This is a genomic window from Streptomyces nidicola, assembly GCF_050106155.1.
GTDB lineage: Bacteria > Actinomycetota > Actinomycetes > Streptomycetales > Streptomycetaceae > Streptomyces.
In genome coordinates, this window is sequence record NZ_JBNBPI010000001.1 from 6,618,804 (window position 1) to 6,634,388 (window position 15,585).

15 protein-coding genes are annotated in these 15,585 nt (G+C 72.8%); 11 read left to right on the forward strand and 4 right to left on the reverse strand.

Annotated elements, in window-relative coordinates; translation table 11 throughout:
* Entirely contained in the window at positions 1-978 is a 978-nt protein-coding gene (locus ACOKM3_RS29870; protein WP_426906929.1) for a hypothetical protein, read from the reverse strand.
* A gap of 240 nt (positions 979-1,218) precedes the next feature.
* A complete protein-coding gene (locus tag ACOKM3_RS29875) occupies positions 1,219-2,733 on the reverse strand; it encodes an oxidoreductase (protein WP_426906930.1) in 1,515 nt (504 codons plus the stop codon).
* Positions 2,734-2,954: 221 nt separating this feature from the next.
* On the opposite strand from ACOKM3_RS29875, the gene hisD reads away from it, so the two are divergent.
* From hisD to ACOKM3_RS29925, 10 genes are all read left to right on the forward strand, one after another.
* A complete protein-coding gene (gene hisD / locus ACOKM3_RS29880; protein ID WP_426904113.1) occupies positions 2,955-4,280 on the forward strand; it encodes a histidinol dehydrogenase in 1,326 nt (441 codons plus the stop codon).
* Positions 4,281-4,288: 8 nt separating this feature from the next.
* Positions 4,289-5,407, forward strand: coding sequence for a histidinol-phosphate transaminase (locus tag ACOKM3_RS29885; RefSeq protein WP_426906931.1), 1,119 nt, complete (start codon positions 4,289-4,291; stop codon positions 5,405-5,407).
* Complete coding sequence (hisB, locus tag ACOKM3_RS29890) at positions 5,404-6,003, forward strand: imidazoleglycerol-phosphate dehydratase HisB (protein ID WP_426904114.1); 600 nt, start codon at positions 5,404-5,406, stop codon at positions 6,001-6,003. Before ACOKM3_RS29885 ends, hisB begins: the two co-directional genes overlap by 4 nt.
* Complete coding sequence (locus ACOKM3_RS29895; RefSeq protein ID WP_356388036.1) at positions 6,000-6,164, forward strand: hypothetical protein; 165 nt, start codon at positions 6,000-6,002, stop codon at positions 6,162-6,164. The genes hisB and ACOKM3_RS29895 overlap by 4 nt, the downstream gene beginning before the upstream one ends.
* Complete coding sequence (gene hisH, locus ACOKM3_RS29900; protein WP_426904115.1) at positions 6,164-6,811, forward strand: imidazole glycerol phosphate synthase subunit HisH; 648 nt, start codon at positions 6,164-6,166, stop codon at positions 6,809-6,811. The genes ACOKM3_RS29895 and hisH overlap by 1 nt, the downstream gene beginning before the upstream one ends.
* 11 nt (positions 6,812-6,822) lie before the next feature.
* A complete protein-coding gene (gene priA, locus ACOKM3_RS29905) occupies positions 6,823-7,551 on the forward strand; it encodes a bifunctional 1-(5-phosphoribosyl)-5-((5-phosphoribosylamino)methylideneamino)imidazole-4-carboxamide isomerase/phosphoribosylanthranilate isomerase PriA (protein WP_426906933.1) in 729 nt (242 codons plus the stop codon).
* The gene (gene hisF / locus ACOKM3_RS29910; RefSeq protein WP_426904116.1) at positions 7,548-8,303 is read left to right on the forward strand and encodes an imidazole glycerol phosphate synthase subunit HisF; all 756 of its coding nucleotides are present in this window, start codon (positions 7,548-7,550) and stop codon (positions 8,301-8,303) included. Before priA ends, hisF begins: the two co-directional genes overlap by 4 nt.
* A 193-nt stretch (positions 8,304-8,496) precedes the next feature.
* On the forward strand, positions 8,497-9,381 hold the full coding sequence (gene bdeA / locus ACOKM3_RS29915; protein ID WP_461855855.1) for a bis(hydroxyethyl) terephthalate hydrolase: 885 nt from the start codon (positions 8,497-8,499) through the stop codon (positions 9,379-9,381).
* A 158-nt stretch (positions 9,382-9,539) separates the two neighbouring features.
* Complete coding sequence (locus tag ACOKM3_RS29920; RefSeq protein WP_426904117.1) at positions 9,540-11,507, forward strand: LuxR C-terminal-related transcriptional regulator; 1,968 nt, start codon at positions 9,540-9,542, stop codon at positions 11,505-11,507.
* A gap of 1,246 nt (positions 11,508-12,753) precedes the next feature.
* The gene (locus ACOKM3_RS29925; protein ID WP_426904118.1) at positions 12,754-14,010 is read left to right on the forward strand and encodes a PucR family transcriptional regulator; all 1,257 of its coding nucleotides are present in this window, start codon (positions 12,754-12,756) and stop codon (positions 14,008-14,010) included.
* On the opposite strand, the gene ACOKM3_RS29930 is transcribed toward ACOKM3_RS29925, so the two are convergent.
* Positions 13,982-14,617: a TIGR03085 family metal-binding protein gene (locus ACOKM3_RS29930; protein ID WP_426904119.1), complete on the reverse strand. Its 636-nt coding sequence runs from the start codon at positions 14,615-14,617 to the stop codon at positions 13,982-13,984. The two genes, ACOKM3_RS29925 and ACOKM3_RS29930, sit on opposite strands and share 29 nt — an antisense overlap.
* A gap of 71 nt (positions 14,618-14,688) precedes the next feature.
* Here ACOKM3_RS29930 and hisI point away from each other — a divergent pair, with 71 nt between their 5' ends.
* On the forward strand, positions 14,689-15,066 hold the full coding sequence (hisI, locus tag ACOKM3_RS29935; protein ID WP_422477767.1) for a phosphoribosyl-AMP cyclohydrolase: 378 nt from the start codon (positions 14,689-14,691) through the stop codon (positions 15,064-15,066).
* On the opposite strand, the gene ACOKM3_RS29940 is transcribed toward hisI, so the two are convergent.
* Positions 15,047-15,520, reverse strand: coding sequence for a hypothetical protein (locus ACOKM3_RS29940; protein ID WP_426904120.1), 474 nt, complete (start codon positions 15,518-15,520; stop codon positions 15,047-15,049). The two genes, hisI and ACOKM3_RS29940, sit on opposite strands and share 20 nt — an antisense overlap.
* Between the last annotated feature and the right edge of the window lie 65 nt (positions 15,521-15,585).

Below are 15,585 nucleotides of genomic sequence, written 5' to 3' on the forward strand. Positions count from 1 at the left end.
TCAAGCGTAATGGTCGTCGGAGCCGGCCGGTCCGCCGCGCAGCGGCATCGTCGCCGCGACTTCGAGACGGATCTGTCCGCGCAGCTCCATGAAATGGCCCAGAGGGTCGTCCGTGAGGCGGTCCCAGGGGAACGACGTCGCGTACGGGCCGATGAGCCGCAGCTGCTCGAGGGCGTCCTGCCAGCGTTCGAGTTCGACCAGTACGCAGGTCAGCAGGTTGCGCACCTCGGCGGGCCACGGGTCCGACGCCTCGTACGAGCGGGAGAGCTCCACGGCGAGGTCTGCGGCGGCGTCCAGGCGGGCGCGGGGGATGCCGGTCCGCGGGGCGCCCGACGTCAGATACGCGAGGGCCGCGCGGGCCGGGAGCGCCTGGAGGAGCGAGCCCGGCAGGGCGTCCTGGGCGGCGCGCTCCGCGAAGTCGAAGCACTCGCGGTGCGAGCCGTACCAGGCGGCCGACAGATACTGCAGGGCCGCGACGTGGCAGCCGTAGTGGTGCGGGGAGCGGCGCACGGCCCGCGCCCACAGCTGCTCGAACTCGGTGTGCGGGGCGTTGGTGCCGCGGGCGTGGTCCAGGGCGATGCGCCAGGGGACCGGGTCGCGGGGGTCGGACTCGGCCGCGGCCAGGATCAGCGGGGTGACCTCGCGCAGGAGCTCGGCGTGGGCGGGGGCGGCGAGGGCGCGGGTGACGGCGAGTTCGGCCTTGACGAGGAGCAGGTCGGGGTCGTGCGGGGACGCCTCCTGCCAGTTCTCGAACCACTCGGGGCGGGCGGCGGCGAACGCGGCGAGGCGCTGCACGCCGCGGTCCCGGTTCTCCCACTCGGCGGCCTCGCGGGTGAGGGCGAGGGCCTTCGCGGCGGGGCCGTGGTCGCCGCGGCCGGCGGCGACGAGGGCCGGGGCGAGGCGGTCGTCCGGGGCGTCGAGGAGGAGGTCCTCGTCCGGGGGGAGGCCGATGCCCAGGGAGGTGGTGTGGCGGAGCATGCGGGTGGTGCGGATGAGGGCGCGCAGGAATGGCACGGGGCCTCCTTCTGCGCGGGACGTGGTTGCGGGTCTGCGGTGGGTTGACGGTTGGGGTGGGTGGAAGGTTGCACGGTGTGGCGGGGTTCTTTGCCGTGTCTTGGCCGGGGGCCGGGCGGGGTGCTGTGTGCGCGGCAACGGGGTTGACGTCGCGGGGCTCTGCCCCGGACCCCGCGCCTCAATCGCCGGCGGGGCTTTATATGGCTAGCTTCTCCGGAGGAGGCGGGTTGCGCCTGCCGCCACCGTCGTCGCCAGGATCCAGCCCAGGAGGACCAGGATCGCCGAGGCCCACTGCCAGGGGCCGCGGAGTTGCCAGCTGCCGGCCTGGCCGAGGTCGATGACGGGGAGCAGGAGGTCGAGGGTGAAGAGGGCCGGGTCCCAGACCGGGCCCTCGCCGGGCTTGATGCGGGGGTGCGGGGCCTGGGAGAAGGCGATCGCGCTGAGCGCCCAGACGACCGCCATCCACAGCGCGGCCCGGCCGGGCCGGTACCCGTACGCCACCGTCCAGTCCTGGACGTAGCCCCAGACCTTCGCCGCGATCGGCAGTGTCTCGCGGCGCCTGCGCTGCTTGGCGAGCAGTACCTCGCGCGCGTCGGAGTCCTCGCCGCTGTTGCGCAGCACCGTGGCCAGCTGCTCGTACGGCTCGGGGCTGTACTCGGGGGTCGCGGCGGCGAGCCAGTCGAGGCGGCGGGCGAGGGGGAAGGGCCCGGACGCGATGAGGTTCTCGTACTGGAATCCGCCGAGGCGGAGCTGGCCGGGGCCCGGCCAGCTGGTCGACCTGTCGACCAGGTTCGTCGCCCGTGCGCCGGACAGCACGATCCGCCCGCGCTCCGGCTTTTCGCAGAGGAAACGCAGCTCCGGGGTCTGGATGCGGCGCATGGAGACTTCCTGCTCGTTCTCCATCGTGAAGCGCGCCGAGTCCAGGTCGAGCGCGTCGCCGAACCGGCCGTCGTCGAGCCGCACCCCGCCCACGCACTCGAAGCGCTGCACGCGGGTGCCGCGGGCGGGAGTGCCGCCGCCGTTGAGGAGCGGGCCGCCGAGCGCGGCGGGCCCGAGGTACAGCGTCCGCTCGACCGACATCTGTGGGGCGTTCAGGGCCCTGCGGCCCCGGCTGTTGTTCAGCCTGGCGCCGCGCAGCGACAGCGAGACGCCGACCGTCGCGCCGCGCAGGCTCAGCTCGCCGTGCGTCTCGAGGAGTTCGGCCTGGAGGTCCTGGCCGATGGTGAGCCCGTCCGCCATGATCGACTTCTTGCGCCGGTCGCTGAACACGACGGCCTGGTTGAGCAGCAGGTCCGTGCCGATGTGCGCGTCCGTGAGCCGGATCCCGTTGTGGAAGCGGCAGCGGGCGAGGTGCAGATCGCCCTCCGTGTGCACCCGGGCGCCCTCCAGGCGGGGCACCGAGCAGCCGATGAGCCGCACGGTCGTGAAGTGCGCCTCCGGGAGGAGCACCTCCTTCTCGAAGCGGCAGCCCTTCATCTCCAGGTACGGGACGACATTGCCGCCCGCGAGGTCGAAGACGTCCGTGATCTGTACGCCCTGGAGCTTGAGCGAGGAGACCCGGCCGTCGAGCGCCGGCGGGCCGTCGAGCAGCAGCCACGCCACGATGCGCGCCCGCACGCTGCGCTCCGGGCCCCAGGGGTGGCCGCCGTGCGGATCGTCCCGCCCGCTGTCCCCGGTGCGCAGGTCGTAGACGCTTCCGTTGCGGAACGCCTGCCACATCCCCACCTCGGTGGCGGTCAGCCCGTCCGGCACGTCCCCGTTGCCGTTGCCGGTCGTCCCCTCGACCACGCTGTTCTGCCTCCCCCGTGCCACTCGCTGGTTCGTACAACTGTTCATGCCCGTTGTGTGACCGTCTGAACACTTGCAGTTACGTTGCCCTGCGGGTATCAGCCACTGATACAGGGCGCCGAGCGTAAACCCGCATCTGAGAGAATTGTTCTGTGATCTCTCGAATCGATCTGCGCGGCGCCGCCCTCCCCGAGGGCCAGGCCCTGCGCTCGCTGCTGCCCCGAGCCGACTTCGACGTCTCGGCCGCCCTGGAGAAGGTGCGTCCGATCTGCGAGGACGTGCATCATCGTGGCGACGCGGCGCTGATCGAATACGGGGAGAAATTCGACGGAGTGAAGCTGGAGCGCGTGCGGGTTCCCGCCGAGGCGCTGGCCAAGGCGCTCGCCGATCTCGATCCCGCCGTGCGCGCCGCCCTGGAGGAGTCCATCCGCCGGGCCCGCATCGTCCACCGGGAGCAGCGCCGCGACACCCACACGACGCAGGTCGTGCCGGGCGGCTCCGTCACCGAGAAGTGGGTGCCGGTCGAGCGCGTCGGCCTGTACGCGCCCGGTGGCCGGTCCGTCTACCCGTCGTCCGTGATCATGAACGCCGTGCCGGCGCAGGAGGCGGGTGTCGAGTCGATCGCGCTCGCGTCCCCGCCGCAGAAGGAATTCGGTGGCCTGCCGCACCCGACCATCCTCGCCGCCTGCGCGCTGCTCGGCGTCGACGAGGTGTACGCGGTCGGCGGCGCCCAGGCCGTCGCCATGTACGCGTACGGCACCGAGTCCTGCGCCCCGGCGAACATGGTGACCGGCCCCGGCAACATCTGGGTGGCCGCCGCCAAGCGCTACTTCACGGGCCGCATCGGCATCGACGCCGAGGCGGGCCCGACCGAGATCGCGGTCCTCGCCGACTCCACGGCCGACCCGGTGCACGTCGCCTCCGACCTGATCAGTCAGGCCGAGCATGACCCGCTGGCGGCCGCCGTGCTCGTCACGGACTCTCCCGAACTCGCCGAGGCCGTCGAGAAGGAGCTGGAGCCGCAGGTCGCCGCCACCAAGCACATCGAGGACCGGATCGTGCCCGCCCTCAAGGGGCAGCAGTCCGCGATCGTCCTCGTCGACTCGCTCGACGACGGCCTCAAGGTCGTCGACGCGTACGGGGCCGAGCACCTGGAGATCCAGACCGCCGACGCCTCCGCCGTGGCCCAGCGCGTCAAGAACGCGGGCGCGATCTTCGTCGGCCCGTGGGCGCCCGTCTCCCTCGGGGACTACGCCGCCGGGTCCAACCACGTGCTGCCGACGGGCGGCTGCGCCTGCCACTCGTCCGGCCTGTCCGTCCAGTCCTTCCTGCGCGGCATCCACATCGTCGACTACACGAAGGACGCCCTCGCCGAGGTCGCGGCCACCGTGGTGACGCTCGCCGACGCAGAGGACCTGCCCGCGCACGGCGCGGCGATCAAGGCCCGTTTCGGGTGGAAGGTGCCACAGAGCAAGTGAGCGACCGAGTGACCAGGATCGACGACCTTCCCGTACGCGAGGAACTGCGCGGCAAGTCCCCTTACGGTGCACCGCAGTTGGACGTCGCCGTCCGGCTGAACACGAACGAGAACCCGTACCCGCTGCCCGAGCCTCTCGTGCGGCGGATCGCCGAGCGCGTCGCCGACGCGGCCCGCGAGCTCAATCGCTACCCGGACCGGGACGCGGTCGAGCTGCGCACGGAACTCGCCAAGTACCTGACCCGTACGACCGGCTACGAGGTCACGTACGAGCAGGTGTGGGCGGCCAACGGGTCGAACGAGGTGCTCCAGCAGCTCCTCCAGGCCTTCGGCGGTCCCGGCCGTCTGGCGCTCGGCTTCGAGCCCTCGTACTCGATGCACCCGCTGCTCGCCCGCGGCACCAACACCGGCTGGGTGAGCGCTCCTCGCAAGGACGACTTCTCGCTCGACGTGCCGGCCGCCGTCGAGGCGATCCGGACGCACAAGCCGCACGTCGTCTTCATCACCAGCCCCAACAACCCCACCGGCAACGCGGTGGCGGCCGAGGACGTCCTCGCGCTGTACGAGGCCGCCGGCCGGGACGCGATGGTGATCGTCGACGAGGCGTACACCGAATTCAGCCACGGCTCCTCGCTGCTGTCGCTCCTCGACGGCCGCCCGAACCTCGTCATCTCGCGGACGATGTCCAAGGCCTTCGGCGCGGCCGGGCTTCGCCTCGGCTACCTCGCCGCCGACCCGGCCGTGGTCGACGCCGTCCAACTGGTGCGGCTGCCCTACCACTTGTCGGCCGTGAACCAGGCCACGGCGCTCGCCGCCCTGGAGTACACCGACACGCTGCTCCAGTACGTGGAGCAGCTGAAGGCCGAACGCGACCGTGTCGTCGGGGAGTTGGAGGGGCTCGGCTTCGAAGTCACCGTCGCCGACGCCAACTTCATCCAGTTCGGCGTCTTCGAGGACCCGCACGCCATCTGGCAGTTCATCCTCGACCGCGGCGTCCTGATCCGTGACAACGGAGTCCCGGGACGGCTGCGGGTGACCGTCGGCACCCCCGAAGAGAACGACGCGTTCCTGGACGCGGCCCGTGAAGTGAAGAAGGACCGAATGAACAGTCAGGAGCCGGGCGCATGAGCCGCGTAGGACGCGTTGAACGTACGACCAAGGAGACCTCGGTCCTCGTCGAGATCGACCTCGACGGCACCGGCAAGGTCGATGTCGCGACCGGGGTCGGCTTCTACGACCACATGCTCGACCAGCTCGGCAAGCACGGCCTGTTCGACCTCACGGTGAAGACCGAGGGCGATCTGCACATCGACTCGCACCACACCATCGAGGACACCGCGCTCGCCCTCGGCGCCGCCTTCAAGCAGGCGCTCGGCGACAAGGTCGGCATCTACCGGTTCGGCAACTGCACCGTGCCGCTCGACGAGTCGCTCGCCCAGGTGACGGTCGACCTGTCCGGACGCCCGTACCTCGTGCACACCGAGCCCGAGAAGATGGCGCCGATGATCGGCGAGTACGACACGACGATGACCCGGCACATCCTGGAGTCCTTCGTCGCGCAGGCCCAGATCGCGCTGCACGTCCACGTCCCGTACGGGCGCAACGCGCACCACATCGTGGAGTGCCAGTTCAAGGCGCTCGCGCGCGCCCTGCGCTATGCCAGCGAGATCGACCCGCGCGCCGCCGCCGCAGGCATCCTGCCGTCCACGAAGGGCGCGCTGTGAGTGGCCTGTCCGCGGTACTGATCTTCGTCGGCCTCTTCCTCGCCGGCGGCGCCTGGTCCTTCCACAAGCAAGAACTGCCCAAGAGCGTCGTGGTGCTGATGGGAATCGGTTCCGCGATGTGCCTCGTCGCCGGAATCCTGCGGTTGGAGTGGCTCTACTGATGTCGGCCGACAACACCAAGAGCGTCGTCGTCTTCGACTACGGCTTCGGCAATGTGCGCTCCGCCGAGCGCGCCCTCGCCCGCGCGGGCGCCGACGTCGAGATCACCCGCGACTTCGACAAGGCCATGAACGCGGACGGGCTGCTCGTGCCCGGCGTCGGCGCGTTCGCCGCCTGCATGAACGGTCTGAAGGAGGCGCGCGGCGACTGGATCGTCGGCCGCCGCCTCGCCGGCGGCCGCCCCGTGATGGGAATCTGCGTCGGCATGCAGATCCTGTTCGCGCGCGGCATCGAGCACGGCGTGGAGGCGGAGGGCCTCGACGAGTGGCCCGGCGTCGTCGAACCGCTGAAGGCCGATGTCGTCCCGCACATGGGCTGGAACACCGTGGACGCGCCGCAGGGATCCCAGCTGTTCGCGGGCGTCGACACCGACGAGCGCTTCTACTTCGTGCACTCGTACGCCGTGCAGAACTGGGAGCTCGAAGTCCACAACCCCTCCATGCGTGCGCCCAAGGTCACCTGGTCCACGCACGGCGGCCCGTTCGTCGCCGCCGTCGAGAACGGCGCGCTGTGGGCGACGCAGTTCCACCCCGAGAAGTCCGGCGACGCCGGAGCGCAGCTGCTGAAGAACTGGATCTCCGTACTGTGAGCGTGAACCCTGTGGGCAACAAGCTCGAACTCCTCCCCGCCGTCGACGTCCGCGACGGCCAGGCCGTCCGCCTCGTGCACGGCGAGTCCGGCACCGAGACCTCCTACGGCTCCCCGCTGGAGGCGGCCCTCGCCTGGCAGCGCTCCGGCGCCGAGTGGCTGCACCTGGTCGACCTCGACGCCGCGTTCGGCACCGGCGACAACCGCGCCCTGATCTCCGAGGTCGCGGGGGCCATGGACATCAAGGTGGAGCTGTCCGGCGGCATCCGCGACGACGACTCGCTCGCCGCCGCCCTCGCCACCGGCGCCACCCGCGTCAACATCGGCACCGCCGCCCTGGAGGACCCCGAGTGGGTCGCCAAGATCATCGCCGAGCACGGCGACAAGATCGCGGTCGGCCTGGACGTCCGCGGCACGACGCTGCGCGGCCGCGGCTGGACCCGCGACGGCGGCGACCTGTACGAGACGCTGGGGCGCCTCAACAACGAGGGCTGCGCCCGGTACGTCGTCACGGACATCGCCAAGGACGGCACGCTCCAGGGCCCGAACCTGGAGCTGCTGCGCAACGTCTGCGAGGCCACGGACCGCCCGGTCGTCGCCTCCGGCGGCGTCTCGTCCCTCGACGACCTGCGTGCCATCGCCGAGCTCGTGCCGCTCGGCGTCGAGGGCTCCATCGTCGGCAAGGCGCTCTACGCGAAGGCGTTCACGCTGGAGGAGGCGCTGGAGGCGGTCTCCGTATGACGCTCGCCGTCCGAGTCATCCCCTGCCTCGACGTGGACAACGGCCGCGTCGTCAAGGGCGTCAACTTCCAGAACCTGCGCGACGCGGGCGACCCCGTCGAGATGGCGAAGGTCTACGACGCCGAGGGCGCCGACGAGTTGACCTTCCTGGACATCACCGCGTCCTCCGGCAACCGCGAGACGACGTACGACGTGGTGCGCCGCACGGCCGAGCAGGTCTTCATCCCGCTGACCGTCGGCGGCGGCGTACGCACCGCCGAGGACGTCGACAAGCTGCTGCGCGCCGGCGCGGACAAGGTGGGGGTCAACACCGCCGCCATCGCCCGCCCGGACCTCATCCGGGAGATCGCCGAGCGCTTCGGCCGCCAGGTGCTCGTCCTGTCCGTGGACGCGCGCCGCACGGAATCGGGCTTCTTCGAGGTGACGACGCACGGCGGGCGCAAGTCGGCCGGCATCGACGCCGTCGAATGGGCGCACCAGGCCGCCGAGTTGGGTGCGGGCGAGATCCTGCTCAACTCGATGGACGCCGACGGCACCAAGGACGGCTACGACATCGAGATGATCGAGGCCGTCCGCAAGCACGTGTCGGTGCCGGTCATCGCGTCGGGCGGCGCGGGCAGGCTCGACCACTTCCCGCCGGCCGTCGCCGCGGGCGCGGACGCGGTGCTCGCCGCGTCCGTCTTCCACTTCGGTGACCTCCGCATCGGCGAGGTCAAGGGCACGCTGCGCGAGGCGGGACACCCCGTCCGCTGACGGCCCCTCCGGGGTTCCGCTCTCGTACGAGACCGGTGATTTCGCCGATGCGGGTGAGGCGGAACCGGCGCCACCGTGGTCGCTGTCAGTGACCACGGCGGCGCCCTCGGGACGGGCTCCGCCCCTCCGAGAGGAACCCGTCATCGTGCAGCAGCACAGAAGTGCGGCGCCCCCCGTGCACGCAGGGCGAGCCGTGAACAAGTTCCGAACCCGCCTGATCCGTACGGGACTTGCCACCCTGCTGGCCCTCGGCGGCCTCGCCACCCAGCAGGCCCTGACCGCCGAGGCGGCCGAGAACCCCTATGAGCGCGGCCCCGCCCCCACCGTCTCCAGCATCGAGGCCTCGCGCGGCTCCTACGCCGTCTCGCAGGCCAACGTGTCCTCGCTGAGTGTGAGCGGCTTCGGCGGCGGCACCATCTACTACCCGTCGTCGACGGCGGACGGCACGTTCGGCGCGGTCGTGATCTCGCCGGGCTACACGGCGTACCAGTCGTCGATCGCCTGGCTGGGCCCGCGCCTCGCCTCGCAGGGCTTCGTCGTCTTCACGATCGACACCAACACCACGCTCGACCAGCCCGACAGCCGGGGCCGCCAACTCCTGTCCGCGCTCGACTACTTGACGCAACAGAGCTCGGTGCGCAGCCGCATCGACAACAGCAGGCTCGGCGTCATGGGTCACTCCATGGGTGGCGGCGGCACGCTGGAGGCCGCCAAGAGCCGCCCCTCGCTCCAGGCCGCGATTCCCCTGACCGGCTGGAACCTCGACAAGACCTGGCCCGAGGTCAAGACGCCGACGCTCGTCGTGGGCGCCGACGGCGACACCATCGCGCCGGTCGCCTCGCACTCCGAGCCCTTCTACCAGAGCCTGCCGAGCTCGCTCGACAAGGCGTACCTGGAGCTGCGCGGCGCCACGCACTTCACGCCGAACTCGTCCAACACCACGATCGCCAAATACAGCATCTCGTGGCTCAAGCGCTTCATCGACAACGACACCCGGTACGAGCAGTTCCTCTGCCCGCTGCCGAGTTCGAGCCTGACGATCGCGGAGTACCGGGGCAACTGCCCGCACACGTCGTGAGGTTGTGATGTCGTGACGTCGTGAGGTCCTGGCGTCATGAAGTCCTGGTGTCATGAGGTTCCGACGTTCTGTGCGGTGGCACAGGGCGCCAATGCGCCGGTTGGGTTTCCTCCCAACCGGCGCTGCGCTTGCGGTGGTCCGTGCCTAGAGTGGATCAAGTGAGCGGAAGAACCGTCCTGTTGCTTGCCGCCGCCGCGTACGAGGCCGACCCCGAGGGGCCCGGCGTCGACGCGGGGCTCGTGCTGCGGGCCGCCGCGGCGGCCGGACTCGGCGCGGACGCCCTGGACGCGGCCGAGCGGGCGGGCCTGCGGCGCGATCCGTACGGCCGGCTGCGGCTGCCGGGGCGGCGCAGGCTCTACGAGGCCGTGCAGCCGGAGCGGCGCAGGGCCGCGCACCGGTTGCTGGCCGCCGCGGCGACGGGGGAGCGGCAGCGGTCGGCGGGGCTGCTGCACCGGTCGCTCGGCGCGGCCTACCCGGACCCGGGGCTCGGTGCGGAGCTGGCCGCGGCGGAGGGCGCGCCCCACGGGGAGCGCTGCACGGCGCTCGCCCACGCGGCAGGGCTCGCCGAGGACCCCGCGGTCCGCGCCGAGTGGCTGGTCGCGGCGGCGGACCACGCGAGGCTTGCGGGTCGCCCGCACCGGGTGCGTGAACTCCTGGACCAGGTGGGCGAGTTCGGTGACTCGGCGGGCCTTGACGCTGTACGGGGCCGCGCCGCTCTGATCCGGGGCCTGCTGGCGCTGCGCGACGGTCCGGTGGCGGACGCCCGTGAATCCCTGTTGCTGGCGGCCCGCCTCTGCGCACAGCCTGCCGCCCTCGAAGCGCGCCTCGGTGCGGCGGAGGCGTCCTGGGCGCTGGGGGACTCGGAGGGGTACCGGGAAGCGGTCGAGCACGGCGGTCGTGTGCGCCCGGCGGACTCCGCTCTCGACTATCGGGTCGGCATGGCCGCGTCCCTCGGGGAGCGGGCCGGGGTGGGGCGGGTGGCGCTGCGGCGGGTCGTGGCGCGGTCCGCCGGGGAGCGGGAGCCGGCCGCGCTGCTGCGGGCCGGGGCCGCCGCGCTCGTCGCCGGGGACGTGGACGCGGCCTGCCGTCTCGGCAGCCGTGCGCTCGCGGCCGCGCGGGATCGGGACGCGGGGGCCGAACTGCCGCGCGCCCTGGAGCTGCTGGCCTACGGTGAGCTGCGCTCTGGGCGGCACGTACGGGCTCGCGCCCATGCGGAGGAGGGGGTGCGGACCGCGGTCGCGGCGGGGCAGCGCAACGTGCTCGCGCATCAGCACGCCGTCCTCGCGCTCGTCGCCTCGCTCGACCGCGACGTCGACACCGTCGCCCGGCATGCCGCCGCCGCGCAGCACGTCGCCGATCGGCACGGTCTTGTGCAGGCCGCGACGCTCGCCCAATGGGCGCTTGCCCGCGCCGACTTGGCGCGTGGCGACGCGGCGCGGGCGGCAGCCCGGCTCGGGCCGCTCGTCGGGCCCGGCCCGCGGCGGGGGCACTTCGGCATCCGGATGCTGGCCGTGCCGTGCCTGGTGGAGGCGGCGGTGCTCGCGGGTGAGCCGGGTGGGGCGCAGGCCGCGGTCGGCGAGTTCATGGTGTGGGTCGAGCGTGGCCACGACCCGATAGCTCCGGCGCAACTCGCGCGCTGCATGGCCCTGTTGGCGACGGGTGACCCGGTCGTGGCCGAGAGGCGCTTCGAGGAATCTCTGGCCCGGCACGAGCGGACGGGCGGGGACTTCGAGCGGGCCCGGACCCTCGCCCTGTACGGCAAGTGGTTGCGCCGTACGCGCCGTCCTGCGCGTGCCCGTACGCTGCTGCGTGACGCGCTGGTCGCCTTCGAGCGGTGCGGGGCCACGGTCTGGGCGGCTCAGGCGGCGGCGGAGTTGCGTGCCACGGGCGAGGCTCCGGACGACACCGAACCGCCCGGCAGGCTGGCGGAGTTGACGCCTCAGCAGTTGCGCATCGCACGCTGCGTCGCCAAGGGCGACACCAACCGCGAGGTGGCCCGCCGGCTCTCGGTGAGCCCCCGCACGGTGGACCACCATCTCCGCAACGTCTTCGCCCAACTGGGAGTCCGCTCCCGCGTGGAGCTGGCGCGCTTGGTGGACCGGGCGGAGGCGGCGGGCCGCGCGTGAGCGCGTCGCGCGTGGGTCGCGAGTAACTGTTGCGCGGCGCCGGGGTCTTGGGGCTGTGCCGTGGTCGACGCCTCCCGTCCTGGTTGCGCGGCACCGGTCCTTGTTCCGCCGTGCCGGGGTGGGGGCTCTTGCGCTCGGCGCGCGGCACGGGTCCCTGTCCGGCTGTGCCGGGGTGGACGCCGTTGCGCTCGGCGCACGGTACCGGTCCTTGTCCGGCTGCGCCGGTGCCCGCTCGTCTCCCACCCGCCCGCCCCCTCCGGGGGCTTTGGCCAGTCCGGGGCCGGCTCGCTGTGTCGGGGTGGGCGCCCTTGCGTTCGGCGCGCGGCACCGGTCCCGGTTCGGCTGCGCCGGTGCCCGGTCATCTCCCGCCCTCCCGCCCCCTCCGGGGGGGGGCTTCGGCCTGCTCGGGGCCCGGTTGCTGTGCCGGGGTCGGCGCTTGTCGTAGCTGTTCGCGGGACCGGGTCTTGCGGCTGTGCCGGGGTGGGCGCCCTTGCGTTCGGCGCGCGGTACCGGTGCCTGTCCGGCTGGGCAGATGCCCTGTCATCTCCCACCGCCCGCCCCCTCCGGGGGCTTCGGCCCGCCCGGGGCCCGCTCGCTGTGCCGGGGCGGGGCCCGTCGTGAGGGGGGGCGGCATCGGAGGTTCGGGGCAGCAGCGGGGCTGGGGCCGTCCTATCGGCGCGCTGCACCGGGGTGCCGCCTTGCCCACCCTGTCGCCCCAGGCGGCAGATTGCCCAAGGCGGTGGTGGCGTCGACCGCAAGTGGCGGGGAGCCGTGGCCGTCGCCAGATCGCCAACGGCGGGAGCGTCCCTCGCCGCCCCCGGTGGGAGCCGTGTCTGCCGACGGATCACCCACGGCGATGGCGGTACCCCGGGGGGCCGACGCCCCCGGAGGGGGCGGGCGGGTGGGAGATGGGCGGGAGGAGCCGGGCGATCGCCTGCGGGCGGGTCAATTCGAGCCCTGCGGCGGGTGGGGCCAATCAAGCCCCTGCGGCGCTTGAGCAGCGGGGTCCGGGGCGGAGCCCCGAGGCCGCAACCCCGGTGCAGGGCCCCGGGCGGAGCCCCATGGCGTGGGACCAGCAGGGTCCGGGGCGGAGCCCCGTGGCGTAGGGGCGGTCGACCGCCCCGGTGGAGGTGCCCGCAACCCCGTTACCCGCCCCCATCCACCTGCACGTTCGCCCCGAGGGCTGGAGACCGACCAGACGGTATGTCATTCTGCGGACTCGTGAGCCGAGCCGTGGAGGACCGCCATGCCCGCGCATCTCGTACGTCCCCGACCTCACCCGCACACCGGCGCCGGATCGGACGCGGTCGCCGTGCTGCGTCGGGCCGCCCGCCCGCTCCTCGGTCAACTTCCCGCGCTCACCGACCGGTTGACCGCGGAGCTGTACGAGCAGGAGCCGGCCTACCGCGCCGCGCTTGAGGCCGACCGCGGCGACGTACGCGCGGAGATCCAGCGCTCGCTCGGGCACAGCGTCGCCTCCCTGCTCGACCCGCCACGCAACCGGGACGCCGCCCGGGCCTGCACCGCCCGCATCGGCGCGGCCCGCGCGGCCCGCGGATTTCCGCTCGATGCTGTGTCGCACGCCTTCCGGCTCGGCGGCGCCCTCGTCTGGCAGGCGCTCGTCGACGAGGTGACCCTGAGGCATCCCGAGGATGCGCATCTGCTGGTGCATCTCGCCGTCGATGTGTGGAACTTCGTTGATGAGCACTGCACGCACGTCGCCGAGTCGTATCGGCGCGCCGAGCGCGAGCTCACCTGGCGGCGCGAGAACCGGCGCCGCCTGATGGCCGCCGCCCTCCTCGACGGCGCCACCCGCATCGCCGACCTGCCCGACGCCGCAGCCGCACTCGACCTGCCGGAACGCGGCCGGTACGCGGTGCTTATCGCCGTCGGCGGCAGCCGGGGCGCACCGCGGCCCACCCTTCCGCACGGCGTACGGGCCGTCTGGCACACCGTCGACGGGACCGAACGCGCCATCGTCGACCTCGGCGAGCTGGGCGCGGCGCAACTCGCCGCCGAGCTAAGGGAGTTCTGCCGCCTCAAGTCCGGCCTGCGCGTCGGCATCAGCCCCGCCGTCGAAGGGCTCGCCGCGGTGGGCGGCGCCCGGCGGCTCGCCGAGACCGCGCTGCGCATCTGCCCGGAGGGCGGCGGCACCGTGCTCCTGGACGAGCAGCTGCCCGCCGCGCTCGTCGCCGCCGCGCCCGAGCTCGGCCGGATCCTCGCCGACCGGGTGCTCGGCCCCCTGCTCGCCCTGCCCCCGACCGACCGGACCCTGCTGCTCGACACACTGACGGCCTGGCTGGACTGCGACGGCTCAGCCCAGCGCGCCGCCACCCGCCTCTACTGCCACCGCAACACGGTCCTGAACCGGCTGCGCCGCTGCGAACAGCTCACGGGGCGCAGCCTCGCCCGCCCCGCCGACCTCGTGGAACTGGGACTGGCGCTGTACGCCCTGCCCCACACCGGCACACCCGCTACAGGCCGAGCGCCTTCGTCTCCGTGAGCCGCTCGATGGCCGACTTCTCGCCGTCCATCTCCACGTCCGCCGCCTCCTGCCGGCCGAACGCGAACATCACCAGCTCCGCGGGCGCGCCCGTGACCGTGACCACGGGAGCGCCGCGATGCGCCACCGCCGTCTGGCCGTCGGGGCGGCGCAGCACCAGGCCGACGGGCGCCTTGCGGCCCATCACCCGCGCCATCCGCTCCAGGCGCGACCACAGGACGTCGGCGAAGACCGGGTCGAGCTCGCGCGGCGTCCAGTCGGGCTGCGCGCGGCGCACGTCCTCGGTGTGGACGTAGAACTCGATCGCGTTCGACGCCTCGTCGATCTGCTTGAGCGAGAAGGGCGAGAAGCGTGGCGGGCCGGTGCGGATGAGCTGGATCAGTTCCTCGTACGGCTTCTCCGCGAACTCGGCCTGCACCCGCTCCAGGCGCCCGGCGAGCTGTTTGACGAGGAGGCCGCCCGCGGCGTCCGGCCGGCGCTCGCGCACCACCACGTGCGCCGCGAGGTCCCGGGTGTTCCAGCCCTCACAGAGGGTGGGGGCGTCCGGGCCCGACGCCTCCAACAGGTTGGCGAGCAGAAGTCGTTCACGCTTGGCATGGGTCGACATGTCGCCAGCCTACGACCGGCCGCGCCGCACCGGACAGTGGACGTTCGACTCGGCGCGGCACAATGGTCCATATGACCAGCGCGCCTGTACCCAGCAGCAGCCTCGACCCGGCCATCGCCGCCCGCCTCAAGCGGAGCGCCGACGGCCTGGTTCCCGCCATCGCCCAGCAGTACGACACCGGCGAGGTGCTCATGCTCGGCTGGATGGACGACGAGGCGCTGCACCGCACCCTGACCACCGGCCGCTGCACGTACTGGTCGCGCAGCCGCCAGGAGTACTGGGTCAAGGGCGACACCTCGGGCCACTTCCAGCACGTGAAGTCGGTCGCCCTCGACTGCGACGCGGACACCGTGCTCGTCAAGGTCGACCAGGTGGGCGCCGCCTGTCACACCGGCGCCCGCACCTGCTTCGACCGCGACGAGCTGCCGGTCAGCGACAGCGCAGCGTGATCTCCTGACGGTCCCGGAAGACGATCCGGGCCGGGTCCCCCGCCACCGGGGACCCGTCGACCTCGGCCCGGCACGTGGGGTGCACGCCCCACTCCGTGAGGAACTGCCCGAGCGTGAAGTCCCGCCACACGGCCGATTCGACGTGCACGGTGCCGGTCGTGTCGTGCGTGTGCAGCGGGCTGTAGCGGGGCTTCCTGCCGGAGCGGTCGATGCCGATGTCGGCGGGGACGGTCACCTGACGGCCGCCCGCGTACACGGTGAGGTGGGGGTGGATGTGCATGGTCAGCTTCTCGGAGTCGAGCATCTTCAGGCCCGCCGCGTGCACCCGCGCCTCGACGTCCCGGGGCGCGTCCCAGTCCCCGGAAGAGGGCGCGGCGCCGGTGAGCGCGACCACGGCGGCGCCCGCGGCGGCGAGGGCGAGTACGGGCTTGGTGAACTTCTCAAGATGTGTCACCGCTCCCTTCTAGCGGGGCGCCGTCCACCCCTCGACCAGGCGCGCGGGGCGTCCCCCCGACGGAA

Coding starts and splice junctions, on each gene's coding strand:
- hisI (WP_422477767.1), top strand. CDS start 14,689: ATGACCAGCGCGCCTGTACCCAGCAGCAGCCTCGACCCGGCCATCGCC.
- hisF (WP_426904116.1), top strand. CDS start 7,548: ATGACGCTCGCCGTCCGAGTCATCCCCTGCCTCGACGTGGACAACGGC.
- hisB (WP_426904114.1), top strand. CDS start 5,404: ATGAGCCGCGTAGGACGCGTTGAACGTACGACCAAGGAGACCTCGGTC.
- ACOKM3_RS29925 (WP_426904118.1), top strand. CDS start 12,754: ATGCCCGCGCATCTCGTACGTCCCCGACCTCACCCGCACACCGGCGCC.
- ACOKM3_RS29930 (WP_426904119.1), bottom strand. CDS start 14,617: ATGTCGACCCATGCCAAGCGTGAACGACTTCTGCTCGCCAACCTGTTG.
- ACOKM3_RS29870 (WP_426906929.1), bottom strand. CDS start 978: ATGCTCCGCCACACCACCTCCCTGGGCATCGGCCTCCCCCCGGACGAG.
- ACOKM3_RS29875 (WP_426906930.1), bottom strand. CDS start 2,733: ATGTGGCAGGCGTTCCGCAACGGAAGCGTCTACGACCTGCGCACCGGG.
- hisH (WP_426904115.1), top strand. CDS start 6,164: ATGTCGGCCGACAACACCAAGAGCGTCGTCGTCTTCGACTACGGCTTC.